Here is a 16,664-nt window from a genome sequence, read left to right as displayed (position 1 = left end):
TTTGCCGCACACACGCACACCCGTGGTCGACGGATGGTTCGCCGGCGAGGGAGACGGCTTCCGGCTTCTGGGCACCCGCTGCTCGTCCTGCGCCACGGTCTTCTTCCCGCGCGAGGACGTCCGCTGCCGCAACCCCCACTGCGACGGCGGCTCACTGGAGGAGGTGCCCCTGTCACGAAGCGGGCGTGTCTGGTCGTACACGGACAGCCGGTACCGTCCGCCGTCACCCTATGTGAGCGACCGGGAACTTCCGTGGGAGCCCTACGCGTTGATCGCGGTGGAGCTGGAGGCCGAGCGGATCGTGGTGCTCGGACAGGCGGCTCCCGGGGTCACCGTCGCCGATCTGACGGTGGGCATGGAGGTGGAGGTCGTCCCCGGAGTACTGCACGAGGACGCGGAGACGGCCTGGACGACCTGGCACTGGCGGCCGACGGGGGTGAGGGCGTGACGATGGACGTGGCGGTGCTCGGCGCGGGCATGCACCCATGGGGCAAGTGGGGCCGCTCCTTCGTGGAGTACGGCACGGCGGCGGCCCGCGCGGCCCTCGCGGACGCCGGTCTGGACTGGCGCGAGGTCGGCTCGGTCGTGGGAGCGGACACGGTGCGTGGCGGGTATCCCGGGTATGTGGCGGGAGCGACCTTCGCCAAGGCTCTGGGCTGGCAGGGGGCCAGGGTCGCCAGCGTGTACGCGGCGTGCGCCTCCGGAGCGCAGGCGATCGCCACGGCCCGGGCCCAGATACTCGCCGGGCTCGCGGACGTCGTGCTCGTGGTGGGGGCGGACGCGGCGCCCAAGGGGTTCTTCCGGCCGGCGGGCGGCGACCGGCCGGACGATCCGGACTGGCTGCGCTTCCGCGTCCTGGGCGCGAGCAACCCGGCGTACTTCGGGCTGTACGCGCGGCGGCGGATGGCGGTGCACGGGGACACGCCGGAGGACTTCGCCCTGGTCAAGGTGAAGAACGCCGCCATGGGCGCGCTCAACCGGCACGCCCGCTACCGCAAACGGGTCACCGTCGAGGAGGTCGCCGCGTCCGCGGTGGTCGCCGATCCCCTGCGGCTGCTCGACATCTGCGCCACCTCCGACGGCGGGGCGGCCCTGGTGCTCTCCAGCATGGAGTTCGCGCACCGGCACGGGACGACCCGGCCGGTGCGGATCCGGGCGGTGTCGACTGTGACCCCGCGCTTCCCGAACACGGTGCTGGACCTGCCGGACATCGCCACGGACTCCGCCGTCGCGGTGGGCGCCCCCGATGAGACCTTCCGGGCCTCCATAGCCCGGGCCGCCTACGAGGAGGCCGGCGCCGGCCCCGGCGACCTGTCCCTGGCCGAGGTCTACGACCTGTCCACCGCGCTGGAGCTGCAGTGGTACGAGGACCTGGGACTGTGCGGCGAGGGAGAGGGGGCGAAGCTGCTGCGGGAGGGCGCGACGGCCCCGGGCGGCCGCATACCCGTCAACGCCAGTGGCGGGCTCGCCTCGTTCGGGGAGGCGGTGCCGGCCCAGGCGATCGCCCAGGTCTGCGAGCTGACCTGGCAGTTGAGAGGCACGGCCGGCGACCGGCAGATCGCCGGGGCACGCGTGGGGATATCCGCCAATCAGGGACTCTTCGGGCACGGATCGTCGGTGATCGCGGTGAGGTGACAGCATCGGAGGAGAGCGGGGTGTGACACCAGAGGCCACAGAGGTTTTCTACGCTGTGTGACCACCCCGGAATCCTGCGTGAACGTCTCATGAACTGCCCCTGGGCGCACGCGGGCAGCGAAATCATGCTCCCGTGCACTCCTGGACGGACACTCTCCGCTTCGCCTTCCAGCCGGTGGTCAACCTGAGGACGGGCGCGGTCACCGCACTGGAGACACTCGCCCGCCCGGAGACCGGTGACATCCTGGCCGAGGCCCGCCGAGACCCCGAACTCGACGGAAGGCTGACGGTGTTGGCGCTCCGCGCCGCGACGCACAAGGAAACCCTGCTGCCGCTGCATCTGAACGTGTTCGCGGCCACCCTCGCCGACCTCGGCGGCCTGGCCCCGCTGCACGACGCCGTGCGCGCGGCCGGACGCCAGCCCTGGGAGGTGACGCTGGACGTGGTCCCGCCCTACACGCACGTGCCGCAACGGGCCCTGCTGGAGGCCGTGGCCACACTGCGCGAGCAGGGCTTCCGGATCAGCGCGGACGGCATCGGGGACGGCGACGTACCGCTCCGGCTGCTCACCGACCTCTCCCCCGACCTGGTCAAACTCGATGCCTCGCTGCTGTCCCGGCCGGCCGCGGTGCGGGCGATGCGGACCCTGTGCGAGGTGCTGGGCGCCCTGGTGGCGGTGGAGGGGGTGGAGACCGAGCTGCAATACGCGGCGGCGCTGTCGGCCGGGGCGCAGCTGGGCCAGGGCGAGCTGTTCGCGCCGCCGGCCCGGATCCCCGCCGCGGACGTATACGTTCCGCCCCGCTCCCCGGGCACCGTCGGTGTGCCCCGGTCCGGGCCGTCGGTGCGGGAGTTCGTGCGCCCGGCCGCCGTACTGCCGGTGACCGCTTCGGCGGGACAGGTGCGGGGGCTGCTGACCGGATCGCCGGACGTGTCCGGTGTGCTGCTGGTGGACCAGGTGGGCAGGCCCGTGCGCTCGGTGCACCGCTCACGGTTCCTGCTGTCGATGTCCGGCCGCTATGGGCACGCCCTGTACGCCGACCGGCCGGCCTTCAAGCTGGGGGACGCGCCCCGTACGGTCGGCGTCGACGCCACCGCATGGGAGGTGCTGGACGTCGTCGCGATCGGCGGCCGGGACCGCACCTCCGACGATGTCGCGGTGGTCGACCGGTACGGCCGGTGCGTCGGTGTCGTACGGCTCGCGGACCTGGTGCGGGCCCTGGCCGAGAGCCGGGTCGAGGAGGCCGCCGGGCTCAATCCGCTGACCCGGCTGCCCGGTTCGGACGCGATAACCGGCGAGGTGGACCGGTGGATCGCGGACGGCCGGACCTTCGCGCTCAGCTGGCTGGACATCGACCACTTCAAGCAGGTCAACGACGGTGCCGGGTTCGCCATGGGCGACGAGCTGATCCGCTCGGTGGGGCGGGCGCTGCAGCAGGCGGTCTCGGGGAACGCGCGCGTGGGGCACATCGGCGGGGACGACTTCCTGGTGCTGGCCGAGGAGGAGGCGCTCGACCCGCTGGTCGCGGTGCTCGACGCGCCCTGGTCGGCGGGAGACCGGCCGGTCACGCTCTCCCTCGCGACGGTGGTGTGCGCGCCGGGAAGCGTGGGCGACCACCGTCAGGCCGCCGCGCAGCTCGCTCCGCTGAAGCAGGCGGCCAAGGCGCTGCGCGGTGCGAGCTGGGTGCTCGGACGGGCCGGGCTGCCCGGCCACGAGGTCCGGCGCGGCACCGGGGCGGTGGCGCAGGCCGGTTACGCGACGGTCGAGCCGGGGCGATGAACGTCCTTCCCGCACACCTCCGTCGGGGTCCGGCGCCGTGACCTGGGCGTCGTGTGGGTCGCCGTCACCGTCGCCACCGGGCCGCGGGGCGAGTCGCCGTCACCGTCGCCGTCGGCAACCTTGACGCCCCCGGGACGCCGGTGAACACTTCCCGGTGTCAGTCGACATCGCCGTACATTCTCGGCGTTATCAGGCACTGCGCCACGGGTCTGTCCTGCTCCACAACTCGTCCCTCCACGGCGATACGGCTGCGACGGCACGCTCGTCACGGACGCCGGGCGGGGCGCGGGGCTCCCTGCCTACGGCTGAAGACGCCAACGGAACGTTCCTGCACGGAGGGCCGGGGCTCACCGCCCCCACCGGCGCCAAGGGAGCCGCCATGAGCAATGGACACATTTTCGTCGGCGAAGTGATCGGCACCGCGATCCTGATCCTCTTCGGTGCCGGCGTCTGTGCCGCCGTCACTCTCAGATACTCCAAGGCGCGGGCCTCGGGCTGGGTCGTCATCGCGTTCGGCTGGGGCTTCGGCGTGCTCGCGGGCGCGTACACCGCCGCTCCGCTGTCCGGCGGACAGCTCAACCCCGCGGTCACCATCGGCATCGCCATCGACACCGGTAAGTGGGGCAAGGTCTGGGTGTATCTGCTGGGCCAGCTCGTCGGCGCCATGCTCGGGGCCGTACTGGCCTATCTCGTCTACCTCGCCCAGTTCCAGGCCAACGTCCGCAAGGAGGGCACGACGGAGGGCACGGCCGACGAACCGGTGCCGACGCTCGGCATCTTCTCGACCATCCCGGAGATCCGGAACCCGGTCGCCAACCTCATCACCGAGATCATCGCGACAGTCGCGCTCGTGCTGCCGATCCTCGCGTTCGGGCTGACCAAGGGACTCGGCGAGTCCGGCACCACCGTGCTGATCGTCTCCCTGCTCGTCGTCGGCATCGGACTCTCCCTCGGCGGCCCCACCGGGTACGCCATCAACCCGGCCCGCGACCTCGGGCCGCGGATCGTGCACACCTTCCTGCCGATCCCCAACAAGGGCACGTCCGACTGGGGTTACGCCTGGATCCCGGTCGCCGGGCCGCTGATCGGCGGGGCACTCGCCGGCGCCATCTACAACGCGGCCTTCTGATCCCCGTACGTCACCGCCGACCCCGTACGCGCCTCCGTCCGCGCCGTAGGCCTGTACGCCCCCGTATGCCTGCTCCCGGCCCGTACGCCGCCCTCCCACCGCACACGCGCCCCTCTGACCAGCGACCCGACCCAGCGACCCAGGGGACTGCCATGACGGACACCGCCGACACCTACGTCGCCGCCATCGACCAGGGCACCACATCCAGCCGCTGCATCGTCTTCGACCACAGCGGCGCCATCGTCGCCGTGGACCAGCGCGAGCACCGCCAGATCTTCCCGAAGCCGGGCTGGGTGGAACACGACGCGACCGAGATCTGGTCCAAGGTGCAGGCCGTGGTTGCCGGGGCGCTCGCCAAGGCGGGGCTGCGCGCCGACCAGCTGAGCGCGCTCGGCATCACCAACCAGCGGGAGACGACCGTCCTGTGGGACCGCGCCACGGGCAAGCCGGTGCACAACGCGATCGTCTGGCAGGACACCCGTACCGCGGCCCTGTGCAACGAACTGGGCGGCACGGACGGCCAGGACCGCTTCCGTGAACAGACCGGACTGCCGCTGGCCAGCTACTTCTCCGGGCCCAAGGCGGCCTGGCTGCTGGACCATGTGCCCGGCCTGAGGGAGCGGGCCGAACGCGGCGAGATCGCCTTCGGGACGATCGACTCCTGGCTGATCTGGAACCTCACCGGCGGCACCGAGGGCGGCCGGCACGTCACCGACGTCACCAACGCCGGCCGCACCATGCTGATGAACCTGGACACGCTCCAGTGGGATCCCGCCATCCTGTCCGCCATGAACGTACCCGAGGCGGTGCTGCCCGAGATCCGGTCCTCCGCCGAGGTGTACGGCACGGCGGTCGGGCAGCTCGCCGGTGTGCCCGTCGCCTCGGCTCTGGGTGACCAGCAGGCCGCCGTGTTCGGGCAGGCCTGCTACGACGTGGGCACCGCGAAGAACACCTACGGCACCGGCAGCTTCCTGCTGCTGAACACGGGCAACCGGCCGGTGCCGTCCAAGAGCGGGCTGCTGACGACGATGGGCTACAAGATCGGCGGGGAGGCGCCGGTGTACTGCCTGGAGGGGTCCATAGCGATAACGGGCGCGCTGGTCCAGTGGTTCCGCGACCAGCTCGGGATCATCCGCACCGCCGACGAGATCGAGACACTGGCGGCGAGCGTCGAGGACAACGGCGGCGCCTACATCGTGCCCGCGTTCTCCGGCCTGTTCGCGCCCTACTGGCGTGCCGACGCACGAGGTGTCGTCACCGGCCTCACCCGGTACGTCACCAAGGCCCATCTCGCGCGCGCGGTGCTGGAGGCGACGAGCTGGCAGACCCGGGAGGTCGTGGACGCCATGTACCAGGACTCCGGCGTGCGGATCACCACCCTGAAGGTCGACGGCGGCATGACGAAGAACAACCTGCTCATGCAGCACCAGGCGGACGTCCTCGGCGTCCCGGTCATCCGGCCACGGGTGTCGGAGACGACCTGCCTCGGCGCCGCCTACGCGGCCGGTCTGGCGACAGGCGTGTGGAACGACCTGGACGAGCTGAAGTCGCACTGGCAGCGGGACGCGGAGTGGACACCGGCGATGGAGCCGTCGGTGCGCGACCGCGAGTACCGCAACTGGCGCAAGGCCGTGGAGAAGAGCTTCGGCTGGCTGGGGGACGCGGAGCAGGGCGGCGCGTAACGGTGCGCGGCACGCACGCGTGAGGGCTCCTTCCACGGCACGCACGCGTGAGGGCTCTTCACCGGACCACGGCCCGTACCCCGGTCGGCGGGGGTACGGGCCGTGCCCGTGGGCCGGCCGGGCGCGGCTTGGGTCAGCCGAGGGCGGCCTGGCGGTCGTTCGCGGCGTACTCCATCGCATGCCGGACGACACCGATGAGCACTTCCTTGACCGATTCCCGCTCCCGCGCGTCACAGAGCAGGACGGGTACGCCGTCGTCCAGGTCGAGGGCCTGCCGGACGGCCTCGGCCGGGTAACGGGCCGCTTCCTCGAAGCAGTTGACGCCGACGAGGAAGGGAATGCCACGCCGCTCGAAGTAGTCGACGGCGGCGAAGCAGTCCTCCAGGCGCCGCGTGTCGGCGAGGACGACGGCGCCGAGCGCGCCCTCGGACAACTCGTCCCACATGAACCAGAACCGTTCCTGCCCGGGCGTGCCGAAGAGGTACAGCACCAGGTCCTCGCGCAGGGTGATACGGCCGAAGTCCATGGCCACGGTGGTGGTGTGCTTGGCCTCCACACCGCTGGTGTCGTCGACCGGGCGGCCGGCCTCGGTGAGCAGTTCCTCGGTGCGCAGCGGCCTGATCTCGCTGACCGCGCCGACGAGGGTCGTCTTTCCCACGCCGAAGCCGCCGGCCACCAGGATCTTGAGCGTGACGGGCTCGACCGGGGGCTTGCCGCGCTCAGAACGCCCGAGGATCATCGGTTTCTTCTCCTGCTCGAGGGGGTCTTGCCGTACGGGATCACAGCGCCCGGAGGCCGTTGATCACGTCGCGCAGAATGCTCTCGTCCGGCAGCTCGGCCGGTGGCACCGGGCGTGTGACGTGGACGAGTTCCGCGTGCACCAGGTCGCCGATGAGCACCCGCACCACTCCGATCGGCAGGTCGAGTCCGGCGGCGAGTTCGGCGACCGACTGCGGTTCGCCGCGGCAGAGCCCGACGATCTCCACGTGCTCGGGCGACAGCGCCGGATCCGTTTCGGGGTCACCCGCGCCGGGTTCCGTGACGACCACCGCGATCAGATCGAGCCGGTGCTGGGCCGGACTCGTGGTACGGCCGCGTGTCATGGCGTACGGACGGACGACCGGTCCGGCCTCGTCGTCGAACCAGTGGTTTCTCACCTGACCGTCTGTGCTCATGTCATCCCACTACCCGCCTGCGGACAGATCGGTGCGCGGGGCGGTGCCCAGATGTACGCCGACCCGCTTGACCAGGAGCGTCATCTCGTAGGCGACCTGTCCGACGTCGGAGTCGGCATCGGACAGGACGGCGAGGCAGCTGCCGTCCCCGGCGGCGGTGACGAACAGGAAGGCGTCGTCAAGCTCGACCACCGTCTGCCGGACGCCGCCTGCGTCGAATTGGCGGCCCACACCCTTGGCGAGGCTGTGAAAGCCGGATGCGACGGCGGCCAGATGCTCGCTGTCCTCCCGGGTCAGGTCCTTGGACACCCCCGTCGCGAGCCCGTCGCCGGACAGGACGACGGCCTTGCGGATGCTGGCGACCCGATCGACCAGGTCGTCCAGGAGCCAGTTCAGCTGCCCCTTGTCGGTCGCGGTGTGGCCGGTCGTCTTCGGTGCGGTCATCGACCGTCCCCCTTAGTCGTTCCTTGTGCTGTGCCGTTGTGGTCTGCGTCGCCCCCGGCGTTCTCCTCCCGGCCGCGCTGCCAGCCGCGCTGCAGCGAGGCCATCCGGCTGCGGACCTCATCGGCGTCGCGGTCGGCGGTCCGCGCCGCGCGGTCCGCGCGCCGTGCGGTGTCCTGCTTGAGCTGGGGGGCCAGGCTGGCCTGACGGACACGCCGGGGCAGCGTGCCGGTGACCGGCTCGTCGCCCGGTGCGCCGACCGGCTGTGTGGCCGCGGGGCCACGGGTGCCTCCAGTGTCTCCGAGGTCTCCGGTGACTCCGGGACGGGACCCCCCGCCGGTGGGCTCGACCGGGCCGGTGCCGGACCGGCCTGCGGTGTCCGGGCCGTCGTCGGCGGAGCGCTGGGGCGGCGGGGTGCGCCGGGGCAGGGCGGGGACGTGCGGCGTCGTGCCGGTGCCGTCGCCGGCGGCCCCGTCACCTTCCTGGACTCGGCCGGTGCGCTCGGCAGCGGCCCCGTCGGGGAGTTCGGCAGGCCGGCGGGAGGCGGTGGTGCGCCACGGCAGAGGGGGAACGCCCGGCGTCGCATCTGCGCCATAGGAGGGCTCGGGCGGCGTCGTGCCGGTGCCGTCGCTGGCGGTCCCGTCACCTTCCTGGACTCGGTCCGTGCGCTCCGCAGCGGCCGCGTCGCGTTCCCCGACTCCGTCGGGGAGTTCGGCAGGCCGGCGGGAGGCGGTGGTGCGGCGGCGGGAGGGCAGCGGGTCCAGTCCGCCCGTGTCGGGGCGGCGGGAGGCGGCGGGGGGCTGCTGGTCGGTGACGGGCCTGCCGTGTGAGCTGACCAGTTTGGGGGTCTGCCGGCGCGGCAGCGGTATGGGCCCGCGGTCGTCGGCCTCTTCGCGTGACGCGCGGTCGGCGGGCGGGGGCGGCGCCTGGTCGTCGGCGCGGGTGCGACGGGGCCGGAACAGTCCGCCGCGCTCGCTTTCCTCGTCGGCCAGGACGCCGGGGAAGGCGTCGATGGCGTCGAGATCCACCGGCGCATCCAGCTCTATCGGGCCGTCCATCAACGAAGTCGGCAGGCCGGGCAGCTGCGCGGGTGCCACGAAACGTCCGGCGCCGCGGCCCGCCTGCCCGACCTCCTTCGCCGGGCGCTTTCGGTCGAGGCGGAAGCCGAGGCCGTTGGTGTCCGGTACGTCGTCGCTCAGCAGCGCGTCGGGGATGAACACGACCGCGGTGGTGCCGCCGTAGGGCGAGGGCTGGAGCGAGACCCGGATGTTCTGTCGCTGGGCGAGGCGGCTGACCACGAACAGGCCGAGCCGGTCGGTGTCGGACAGTTCGAACTCGGGTGTCTCGGCGAGGCGCAGGTTGGCGTCCAGCAGCGCCTCGGCCGTCATGCCGAGACCCCGGTCGTGGATCTCCAGTGTGAAACCGTTGGCCACCCGCTCGCCGAGCACCTGGACGGCGGTGTGCGGGGGCGAGAAGACCGTGGCGTTCTCAAGGAGTTCGGCCGCGAGGTGGGTGAGGTCGGCGACGGCCGGACCGGTGACGGCGACCCGGGGCAGCCGGCGTACCTCTACGCGTTCGTAGTCCTCGACCTCGGCGACGGCGGCGCGTACGACGTCCATCAGCTGCACCGGGCGGCGCCATTGCCTGGAGGGTGCGGCGCCGGAGAGGATCACCAGGCCCTCGGCGTGCCGGCGCATACGGGTGGTGAGGTGGTCCAGGCGGAAGAGGTCGGCGAGCTCGTCGGTGTCCTCGGTCCGGCGTTCCATGGTGTCGAGGAGCGTGAGCTGCTTGTGCAGCAGCACCTGGCTGCGGCGGGCGAGGTTGACGAAGACCTCGGAGACGCCGGAGCGCAGCTCGGCCTGTTTGACGGCGGCCTCGACGGCGGCCCGCTGGAGGGTGTTGAGGGCCTGGCCCACCTCGCCCATCTCGTTCTTGTCGTACTCCAGGCGCGGTACCTCGGTCTCGACGTCGACCTGTTCGCCGGCGGACAGGCGGCGCATCACGCTCGGCAGCCGGACACCGGAGGCCTCGTGCGCCTCCAGCCGCAGCTGACGCAGGTCGCGGATGAGGCCGCGGCCGATCCGGACCGACAGGAAGAGGGAGAACACGAGCGCGACCAGGCCGAGCAGGCCCGCGACGGCCGCCTGCAGGATGACGCCCATGGCCACCGGGTGGGTACGGCCCTGGAGGTGGTCGCCGACCTGGTCGTCGAGGGTGCCGAGTTCGTCCAGGACGTTCGCGGCCGCGGAGTCCCAGCTCTGCGCCGTGACGCCGCGGGGAGTGCCGGAGTCCGTGTCGATGACGGTCTGTTCGGCCGTGCGCAGCGGGGCGGTGGTGGCGTCCTTCCAGAAGCGTTCGTAGCGTTCCCGGTCGGCGGCCGGCAGCAGTGGCAGGCTGACGTCGTACAGGACCCTGCGCTGGGCGGCGAGGTCGGAGATGTCACGGGTCTCGCCCCGGGTGAGCCGGCCGACGACGAGGGACGAGCCGAGCAGGGCGTCTTCGCGGGAGAGCAGTTCACGGGCGCGGCTGACGTTGACCAGCGCGCGCTCCTGCGCGTCCAGGTCGACGTTGTCGATGCCTTCGAGGACGGCGAACAGCGTGAAGCAGGGGTCGACCAGGCGGTTGTAGAGGTCGAAGGCCTGAGCGCGGGTGACCGTGCGCTGCTCGACGTCACGGCGCAGGGAGCCGAGGCCGTCGAAGGCGTCGAGGGCGGCGGTGAGGCGTTCGCTGTCGTCCGCGTCCATGTTGTCGACGACGTCGTGGGCGCCGGCGTTCTTGCGGATCGTGGCGATCGCCCGGTCGGTGGCGGCGCGGGTGCGCTGCAGCGCGGAGAGGCCGTCGGCGGCTCTCGGGTCGGCCAGGTAGACGAGGGTCTGGCGGCGCTCCTGCTGCAGTACGCGGACGGTGTCCTCGGCGGGATAGCCGATGTCCTGCTTGACGTCCGTCACCTGGAACAGCCGGGCGACCTCGCGCCCGGTGAGTACCGTTGCGAAGCCCCAGATGGCGGTCAGGGACACCAGCGGCACGAGAAGCAGCGCCACGATCTTCCGGCGGATGGACTTCCCGCGAAAGCGCATGGCCTCCCCCAGCTCGACCCCCGCCGGCCGGGGGTGCACATGTCCGTCAACAAACGGCGCGAGCCTACTACCGCCTCACAGATAACTCGAAGACATGTCCGGAGGGTCAACTTCCGCTCCGGCGGCAAGAGATGCCGAGTTGTCCGGGCATTGCGGGAGATTGCCACCGCGATCCCGTGGCCGCGCCCGGCCGGACGGAGCTGCAGTGACCGGGCGGTTGGCTGGAATTTTTCCCCGGTCGGGAATCATCGGCCGGTCTCGTTCGTCCTTCTCTACGGGAAATGGGGGCGGAATGGGCCACAGGTGCCGCATCCCGCACCTCGGCGGCGTAAAACAGCGCAAGCCGGGCAGCCACTGGGGAGTCGGTGTCTTGTGACACCGGGGCGAGCGGTGTGTCGGCGGTGGGGAGGTACTCGGTGATGGGCACGGCGGAGTGGCGTGATGCGCCCGAGGAGAGCGTGGTGGGGCGCTCGGCGGGGCGCTCGGCGGCGCGGCGGGGCGCGGAGGCACCGGATCGCGACATTCGGGCGCGTGGCCGCGCCCGGGAGTCCGCCCGCGAACAGCAGCAGTACTACCGGCCGTTGTGGGTCGAGGAGCCCGCCCGCCGGCACCCGCTGCCGGATCCGGTGCGTACGGCGGCGGTGCGGGCCCTCCTGATCATCGCGGTGACGCTGATACAGGCGATGGTGGCGTTCCTGTGCACGCTGGCCGAGTCGTGGCTGGCCTTCCCGATGGTGATCAGCAGCGTGGCGAGCACGGTGGTGGCCACGTGGGCCGTGGTCGACGTGTGGGTGACCCGCCAGGTGTGGAACCAGCGGTACGGCGTGGTCTCCGAACCGAGCAGCACGGCCCGGGCACTCCGCCGTGAGCGGCGTGCCCGCCGGCGCGAGGAGCGCGCGGCCCTGCGCGAGCAGGACCGCATACGCCGCCGGGGCGGCACCGGGCAGCTGTCCCACCCCTGAGTTCCACGGCTCGCCGCTACGGCGTGTTCGGCACCGGCTTCTTGAACATCCGCGTCGCCGTGATCTCGCTGTGCCCCGCCTCTCCGGCCTGGGGCTGCTGGGGCAGCCCGGGCCGAAGGTGCTCCTCCACGCTGATGTACTTCAGGCCCGCCCTGAGGTCGGCGTCGTTGCGCAGGCGGATGACCAGCGGGAACTCGGCCAGGGCGGTCGTGTCGAACAGACCGGTGGTGTACAGCAGCTGCACGCCGAGCGCGTCGGACACGGCCCGCTGCAGCTCCAGCAGGTAGGTGGCGTTGGCCCGGCCGATCGGGTTGTCCAGGAACAGCGTGCCGGCGTGCCGGTGCTTGTCCCGGCCCCGGTCGTTCGAGCGGAGGGCGGCCATCGTGCAGTACAGGGCGATCGCGGCGGTGAGCAGCTGGCCGCCGGAGAAGACATCGCCCATCTGTCCCACCGGTACGCGCTCGGCGCGCAGCACGGCGTCGGGCTTGAGGATCTCGACGGCCACGCCCTTGGGCTGCAGCGCGGCCGCGACTCCGCGCAGCAGCAGCGACATGCCGTCCCGGCGCAGGTCGGAGTTCTTCTTCACGGCCGCGCGTGTGGCGTCGTCGATGACTTCGCCGAGCCGTTCGGTGAGTGTGGCCTGGTCGGGCTCCTCGAAGCGGATGCGCAGGAACTCCTGGCCGGACCACTCGCCGAGCCCCTCGGGCAGCCGGGACAGCCGCTGGGCGGACCTCAGGGTGGCGAGAGCCGACTCCACCAGGCCCCTCAGGCGGTCCACGATCGAGTCGCGGTTGCGCTCGAGCTGGGCCAGCTCGTCGGTCAGGACGCGCAGCCGGGGTGCGAACGCGTCCGCCCACTTCTGCGCGTGCTCCGGCAGCGCGGACGCGGGCAGTTCGCGGATCTGCTGCCGGGCGGGGGTGCGGACCTGCTCGTAGCGCGTGGAGTTGGCGTGCCGGACGAGGACGTCGCCGGCCTCGCGCACGGCCGCCTCGGCGGCGGACAGATCGGCGGCACAGCCGCGCAGCGAGCGGCGGGCCTCGGCGGCGGAGTGCCGGGCCTCCTCCAGGCTGCCGGGGTACGGCTCCGGCTCGTCCTGCTCCTCCTCGGGGCCGTGCTCGCGCAGCAGGTCGCGGAGCATCGCGGCGATCTCGTCGAAGCCGCCGGCCGCGTCCTCGGCGGCCCGGTGGGCCTCCAGCAGCTCCGCGTGGGCCTCGCGGGCCTCGGCCAGCGCCTCGGTGCGGGCGGCGAGCTCGCCCGTCGCGGTGCGCAGCAGCGCCTGGGCGTGCTCGGCGTCGCTCGGGACGAGTTCCTCGGGCAGCTCGGTGTGCGCCTCGCCGTCCTGCGGAGCGTGCCGTTCGGCCTCACCGCGCAGCCGGCCGAGCTGCTCGCTCGCGCTGGACATGCGGGTCTCCAGGAGCTGCACCAGCTCCTCCGCGCGGGCGGCTGCGGCCTGCCGGGAAGGCCCGTCGGAGCCGTCGGGCGACTGCAGCAGCTGCTCGGCCCGGGTGCGCACCTTGTTGCTGAGCCGGTCGAGCTCGGCGCGGGCGGCGCTCTCGTCGCTCTCCGCGCGGGCCTGCTCGGCGCGCAGGTCGGCGCCGACGCCGACCTTCTCGTACAGCTGGGAGGCGGCCCGGTAGGCCTCGCGGAGGGCGGGCAGGGAGGCCTTGGGGGCGTCCGTGTCCTCGACGGGTACGTCGTCGGGAGCGCCGGCGATCTCGGAACGCTCGGCGCGCAGGGCGCGTGCGGTACGGCGGGCGTCGTCGGCGGCGCGCTGGGCGGCGCGGCGGTCCTCGTCGGCGGCGCGGGCACGCTCCAGGCAGGTCTGGGCCCGGGCCTCGGACTCGGCGGCCTCGTCGGCGAGTTCCCGCAGCCGGGCCTGCCAGCCGGCGCGCTCGCGCAGCCGGTGGGCGAGCCCGGCGAGGGCGTCGGCGGCGCGGCGGGCCTTCTGCGCGCCCTCCTGCCGTTCGTCACGGACGTGTACGGCCTCGGCGGCGGCCTCGTCGGCCTCCGCGCGCAGGGTGCGGGCCTCGGCCAGCTCGGCCTCGGTCTCCTCGGCGAAGGCGCGGGCCTCCTGGGCGGCCCGAGCCAGTTCGGTGAGGCGTCCGGCGGGGCAGCCGGTGCGCCAGGAGGCGAGCCGGGCGGCCAGTTCGCGGTCCTTGCCGAGGCGCGCGGCGAGCGTGCGGATCTCCTCGTCGCGTTCGGTGGCCCGCGCGCGCAGTGACTGTCGTTCCTCGTCGGCGGCGTGCTCGTCGTGCATGGCCGGGTTCGGCGGCACGAGGAAGACGTCCCCGGTTGCGCCGCTGTCGGCGGGGGGTGGGGCGAGCAGGGCGGCGGCCGTGCCGACGGCCACGGCGGAGCGGGGCAGCAGGGCGGCGTCCCCGAGCACCTCGCGGGCACGCGCGTGCGTGTCCGGGTCGGTGATGATCACGCCGTCGACCAGTTCCGGGCGGGCGGCGAGCACGCGCGCGTGGTCGGCGGGGTCGACGGCCTGGGCGAGGTAGCGCCAGCCGGGCAGTGCGGGGATGCCGTGCTCGCCGAGGAACTCCACCGTGGCCAGGACATCCGGACCCGGTGGCAGGAGTCCGCCGTCACCGAGCGCGCCCAGGATCCGGGAGTCGTCGGCGGCGGCGGTGCGCAGCTCGAACAGGTGCCGTTCGGCGGTGGAGACGGCGTCGTCGAGGAGCTCGCGCAACTCGTCGGCGAAACGGTCGAGTTCCTCGGGACTGAAGGGGCCTTCGGCGGGCAGGCGACGAGTGCCGTGCGCGCCCGGTCCCGTCGGCTCCGCGGCGCCCTCACGCCCGTCCGCCGGGTCATCCGGTCCCCGGCCGGCGTCCGTCTCGGCGGTCGCGCCGGCGCGCGCGCCCATCGCGTCATCGGCCCCGGACCGGGGCCCGGGCACTCCGGGCTGCCCGGCCGCAGGCGCACCCGGCAGGCTGAGCAGTTCGGCCAGCCGTCCCTCGGCGGCCAGGGACTCGGCGAGGCGCCGCTCGGCCTCGTAGGACCGCTCGGCCGCCGTCGCGGCGTCCGCCGCGCGGGCGGCGATCAGTTCCGCGCGGGACTCGGCGGCGGCCGCCTCGCGCGCGTGCTCGGTGGTCCTGCGGGCGGCCTCGCGAGCCGCGTCCCAGGCGGCGACGGCACTCTTCTCGGCATCGCTGGCGGCGAGCGCGGCCCGCGCCGGGTCGGCGTCCGGGGCGCTGTCGTCGAGCCAGCCTGCCCGGACGGCCTCGGCGGTCTCCTGCTCGACCTCGGCGAGGCGCTGGCGCAGATGCCCGGCCTCGCTGCGGGCGCGCTGTGCCTCGGTCGCGGCGGTGGTGGAATCGCGGTACGCGCAGTCGCCCGCCTCCTGCAGGGCGGCGGAGCGCTCCTCCTCCTCGTTGGCGAGGGCCTCGGCGCTCTCCGCGGCCGTGTGCAGGGCCCGTACGAGGTCCACGGCGGCCTTGGCACGCGCGGCGAGCGCGGGCGCGGCGTCCCGCTCGGCCTCCTGGATGGCGGCGGACACGCGCGCGACGCGGTCGGCGGCGGCGCGGTGGCGCAGCACGGCCTCCGCGGCCTGCCAGGCGGAGTGCAGGGTGCGGGCGTCGGCGAGCTCGCGCTTCTGCGCGGCGGCGGACTTCTCGGCGGCGGCGAGCGCGAGGGAGGCGTGCCGGTAGGCGAGTTCGGCCGCGATCAGCGCGCTGCGCTCCCGCGCGCCCTCGGAGTGGGTGACGGCGTAGGCGGCGGCCGTGACCCGCTGGGCGAGGTCTGCGGCCCGCACCCGCTGCTGCACGGCCCGCGCGGACAGCCGCCGGGCCAGGGCGCGGGTACGGCGTTCGGCGCCGGTGTGGATGTCACGCGCGTGTGAACGGGCCTCGGCGGCCTCGACGATCCGCCCGAGCAGGTCGACGGACCCGGCGGTGAAGTCCCTTTCGGCGATCAACTCGGCGCGGCGGCCCAGCTTGTTGCCGAAGCCGCCGACGAGGTCGGCGAGACCGTCGGTGTCGCGGGTGTCGGTGACGGCGCGCAGCAGCAGGTCGGTGAAGTCGGAGTCCTTCTTGACCGCGAAGAGACCGGCCGCCTCGCCCTCGTCGGCGTTCATCTCCCGCTGGTAGCGGAAGAGTTCGGGGTCGAGGCCGAGGTCGCCGAGGTGCTCGATCCAGCGGTCGTGGATCTCCTCCCAGTGCACCTCCAGGTGGGGGTAGGCCTTGCCGGCCTCGGTCAGGGCGTCGCGGAAGCCCTTCATGGTGCGGCGCCGACCCTGGGCGCCGGAGGTGCCCTCGACGGGCGGCCGTACGGCGGTCGACTCGGCGACCGGCAGGTTGTCCAGGCTCAGTCCGGGGCCGGGCCGGAACGAGTACCAGGCCTCGGCGAACTTGCGCGGGTCGTTGGACACCTGCCGTCCGCGCCACTCGCTCACCTTGCCGACGACGACGCACTCGCCGGTCTGCACGTGTTGCCACTCCAGCGCCACGTGCCCGCAGTCGTCGGCGAGCAGGAACTTGCGCAGTACACCGGAGCTGGCGCCGCCGAGGGTGTTGCGGTGGCCCGGCAGCATCACCGAGAAGATCAGTTTGAGCAGGACGGACTTCCCGCCGCCGTTCTCCAGGAAGAGCACGCCGGCGGGCGCGGGCCGGCGCGGCGGGCCGGACGGCTCCTCCTCGAAGAACTCCGCCTGGGTGGGCGCCGGGTCGGGCACGGGCTCGCCGACACCCCGCAGGTCAAGCACGGTGTCGGCGTAGCGCGCACCGGCGGGACCGATGGAGTAGAGGCGGACCCGGGACAGCTCGTACATGGCGGACTCTCGTAAGTC

Annotated in this window: 11 protein-coding genes; 6 read left to right on the top strand and 5 right to left on the bottom strand. The window is 73.2% G+C overall.

Features of this window, described 5'->3' with window-relative positions:
• The first annotated feature begins 22 nt into the window (after positions 1-22).
• The 5 genes from ACWGJ5_RS43200 (at position 23) to glpK (ending at position 6,223) form a co-directional block, all read left to right on the top strand.
• Positions 23-448: a Zn-ribbon domain-containing OB-fold protein gene (locus ACWGJ5_RS43200; protein WP_453315095.1), complete on the top strand. Its 426-nt coding sequence runs from the start codon at positions 23-25 to the stop codon at positions 446-448.
• Positions 445-1,635: a lipid-transfer protein gene (locus tag ACWGJ5_RS43195; RefSeq protein ID WP_453315087.1), complete on the top strand. Its 1,191-nt coding sequence runs from the start codon at positions 445-447 to the stop codon at positions 1,633-1,635. Before ACWGJ5_RS43200 ends, ACWGJ5_RS43195 begins: the two co-directional genes overlap by 4 nt.
• Positions 1,636-1,768: 133 nt before the next feature.
• Positions 1,769-3,412, top strand: coding sequence for an EAL domain-containing protein (locus tag ACWGJ5_RS43190; RefSeq protein WP_453315086.1), 1,644 nt, complete (start codon positions 1,769-1,771; stop codon positions 3,410-3,412).
• A 379-nt stretch (positions 3,413-3,791) separates the two neighbouring features.
• Positions 3,792-4,541, top strand: coding sequence for an MIP/aquaporin family protein (locus ACWGJ5_RS43185; RefSeq protein WP_453315085.1), 750 nt, complete (start codon positions 3,792-3,794; stop codon positions 4,539-4,541).
• Between the two features lie 152 nt (positions 4,542-4,693).
• Positions 4,694-6,223, top strand: a complete 1,530-nt coding sequence (gene glpK / locus ACWGJ5_RS43180; RefSeq protein WP_453315084.1) for a glycerol kinase GlpK — start codon at positions 4,694-4,696, stop codon at positions 6,221-6,223.
• A 133-nt stretch (positions 6,224-6,356) separates the two neighbouring features.
• On the opposite strand, the gene ACWGJ5_RS43175 is transcribed toward glpK, so the two are convergent.
• The 4 genes from ACWGJ5_RS43175 to ACWGJ5_RS43160 are packed head-to-tail and all read right to left on the bottom strand — an operon-like array spanning position 6,357 to position 10,916.
• Entirely contained in the window at positions 6,357-6,962 is a 606-nt protein-coding gene (locus ACWGJ5_RS43175; protein ID WP_453315083.1) for a GTP-binding protein, read from the bottom strand.
• A gap of 40 nt (positions 6,963-7,002) precedes the next feature.
• Entirely contained in the window at positions 7,003-7,398 is a 396-nt protein-coding gene (locus ACWGJ5_RS43170; protein ID WP_453315082.1) for a DUF742 domain-containing protein, read from the bottom strand.
• A 9-nt stretch (positions 7,399-7,407) separates the two neighbouring features.
• Positions 7,408-7,842, bottom strand: coding sequence for a roadblock/LC7 domain-containing protein (locus tag ACWGJ5_RS43165; protein WP_453315081.1), 435 nt, complete (start codon positions 7,840-7,842; stop codon positions 7,408-7,410).
• On the bottom strand, positions 7,839-10,916 hold the full coding sequence (locus ACWGJ5_RS43160) for a nitrate- and nitrite sensing domain-containing protein (RefSeq protein WP_453315080.1): 3,078 nt from the start codon (positions 10,914-10,916) through the stop codon (positions 7,839-7,841). The genes ACWGJ5_RS43165 and ACWGJ5_RS43160 overlap by 4 nt, the downstream gene beginning before the upstream one ends.
• Positions 10,917-11,335: 419 nt before the next feature.
• Between ACWGJ5_RS43160 and ACWGJ5_RS43155 the strand changes: the two genes are divergently transcribed.
• Positions 11,336-11,878, top strand: coding sequence for a hypothetical protein (locus ACWGJ5_RS43155; RefSeq protein ID WP_453315079.1), 543 nt, complete (start codon positions 11,336-11,338; stop codon positions 11,876-11,878).
• A 16-nt stretch (positions 11,879-11,894) separates the two neighbouring features.
• Here the strand turns inward: ACWGJ5_RS43155 and ACWGJ5_RS43150 are convergent, their stop codons facing one another.
• The gene (locus tag ACWGJ5_RS43150) at positions 11,895-16,646 is read right to left on the bottom strand and encodes a hypothetical protein (protein ID WP_453315078.1); all 4,752 of its coding nucleotides are present in this window, start codon (positions 16,644-16,646) and stop codon (positions 11,895-11,897) included.
• Positions 16,647-16,664 lie beyond the last annotated feature (18 nt).

The organism is Streptomyces sp. NPDC054783 (assembly GCF_053611725.1).
Note: the sequence above shows the minus strand (reverse complement) of the source record. Positions and strands in the feature narration are given on the sequence as shown.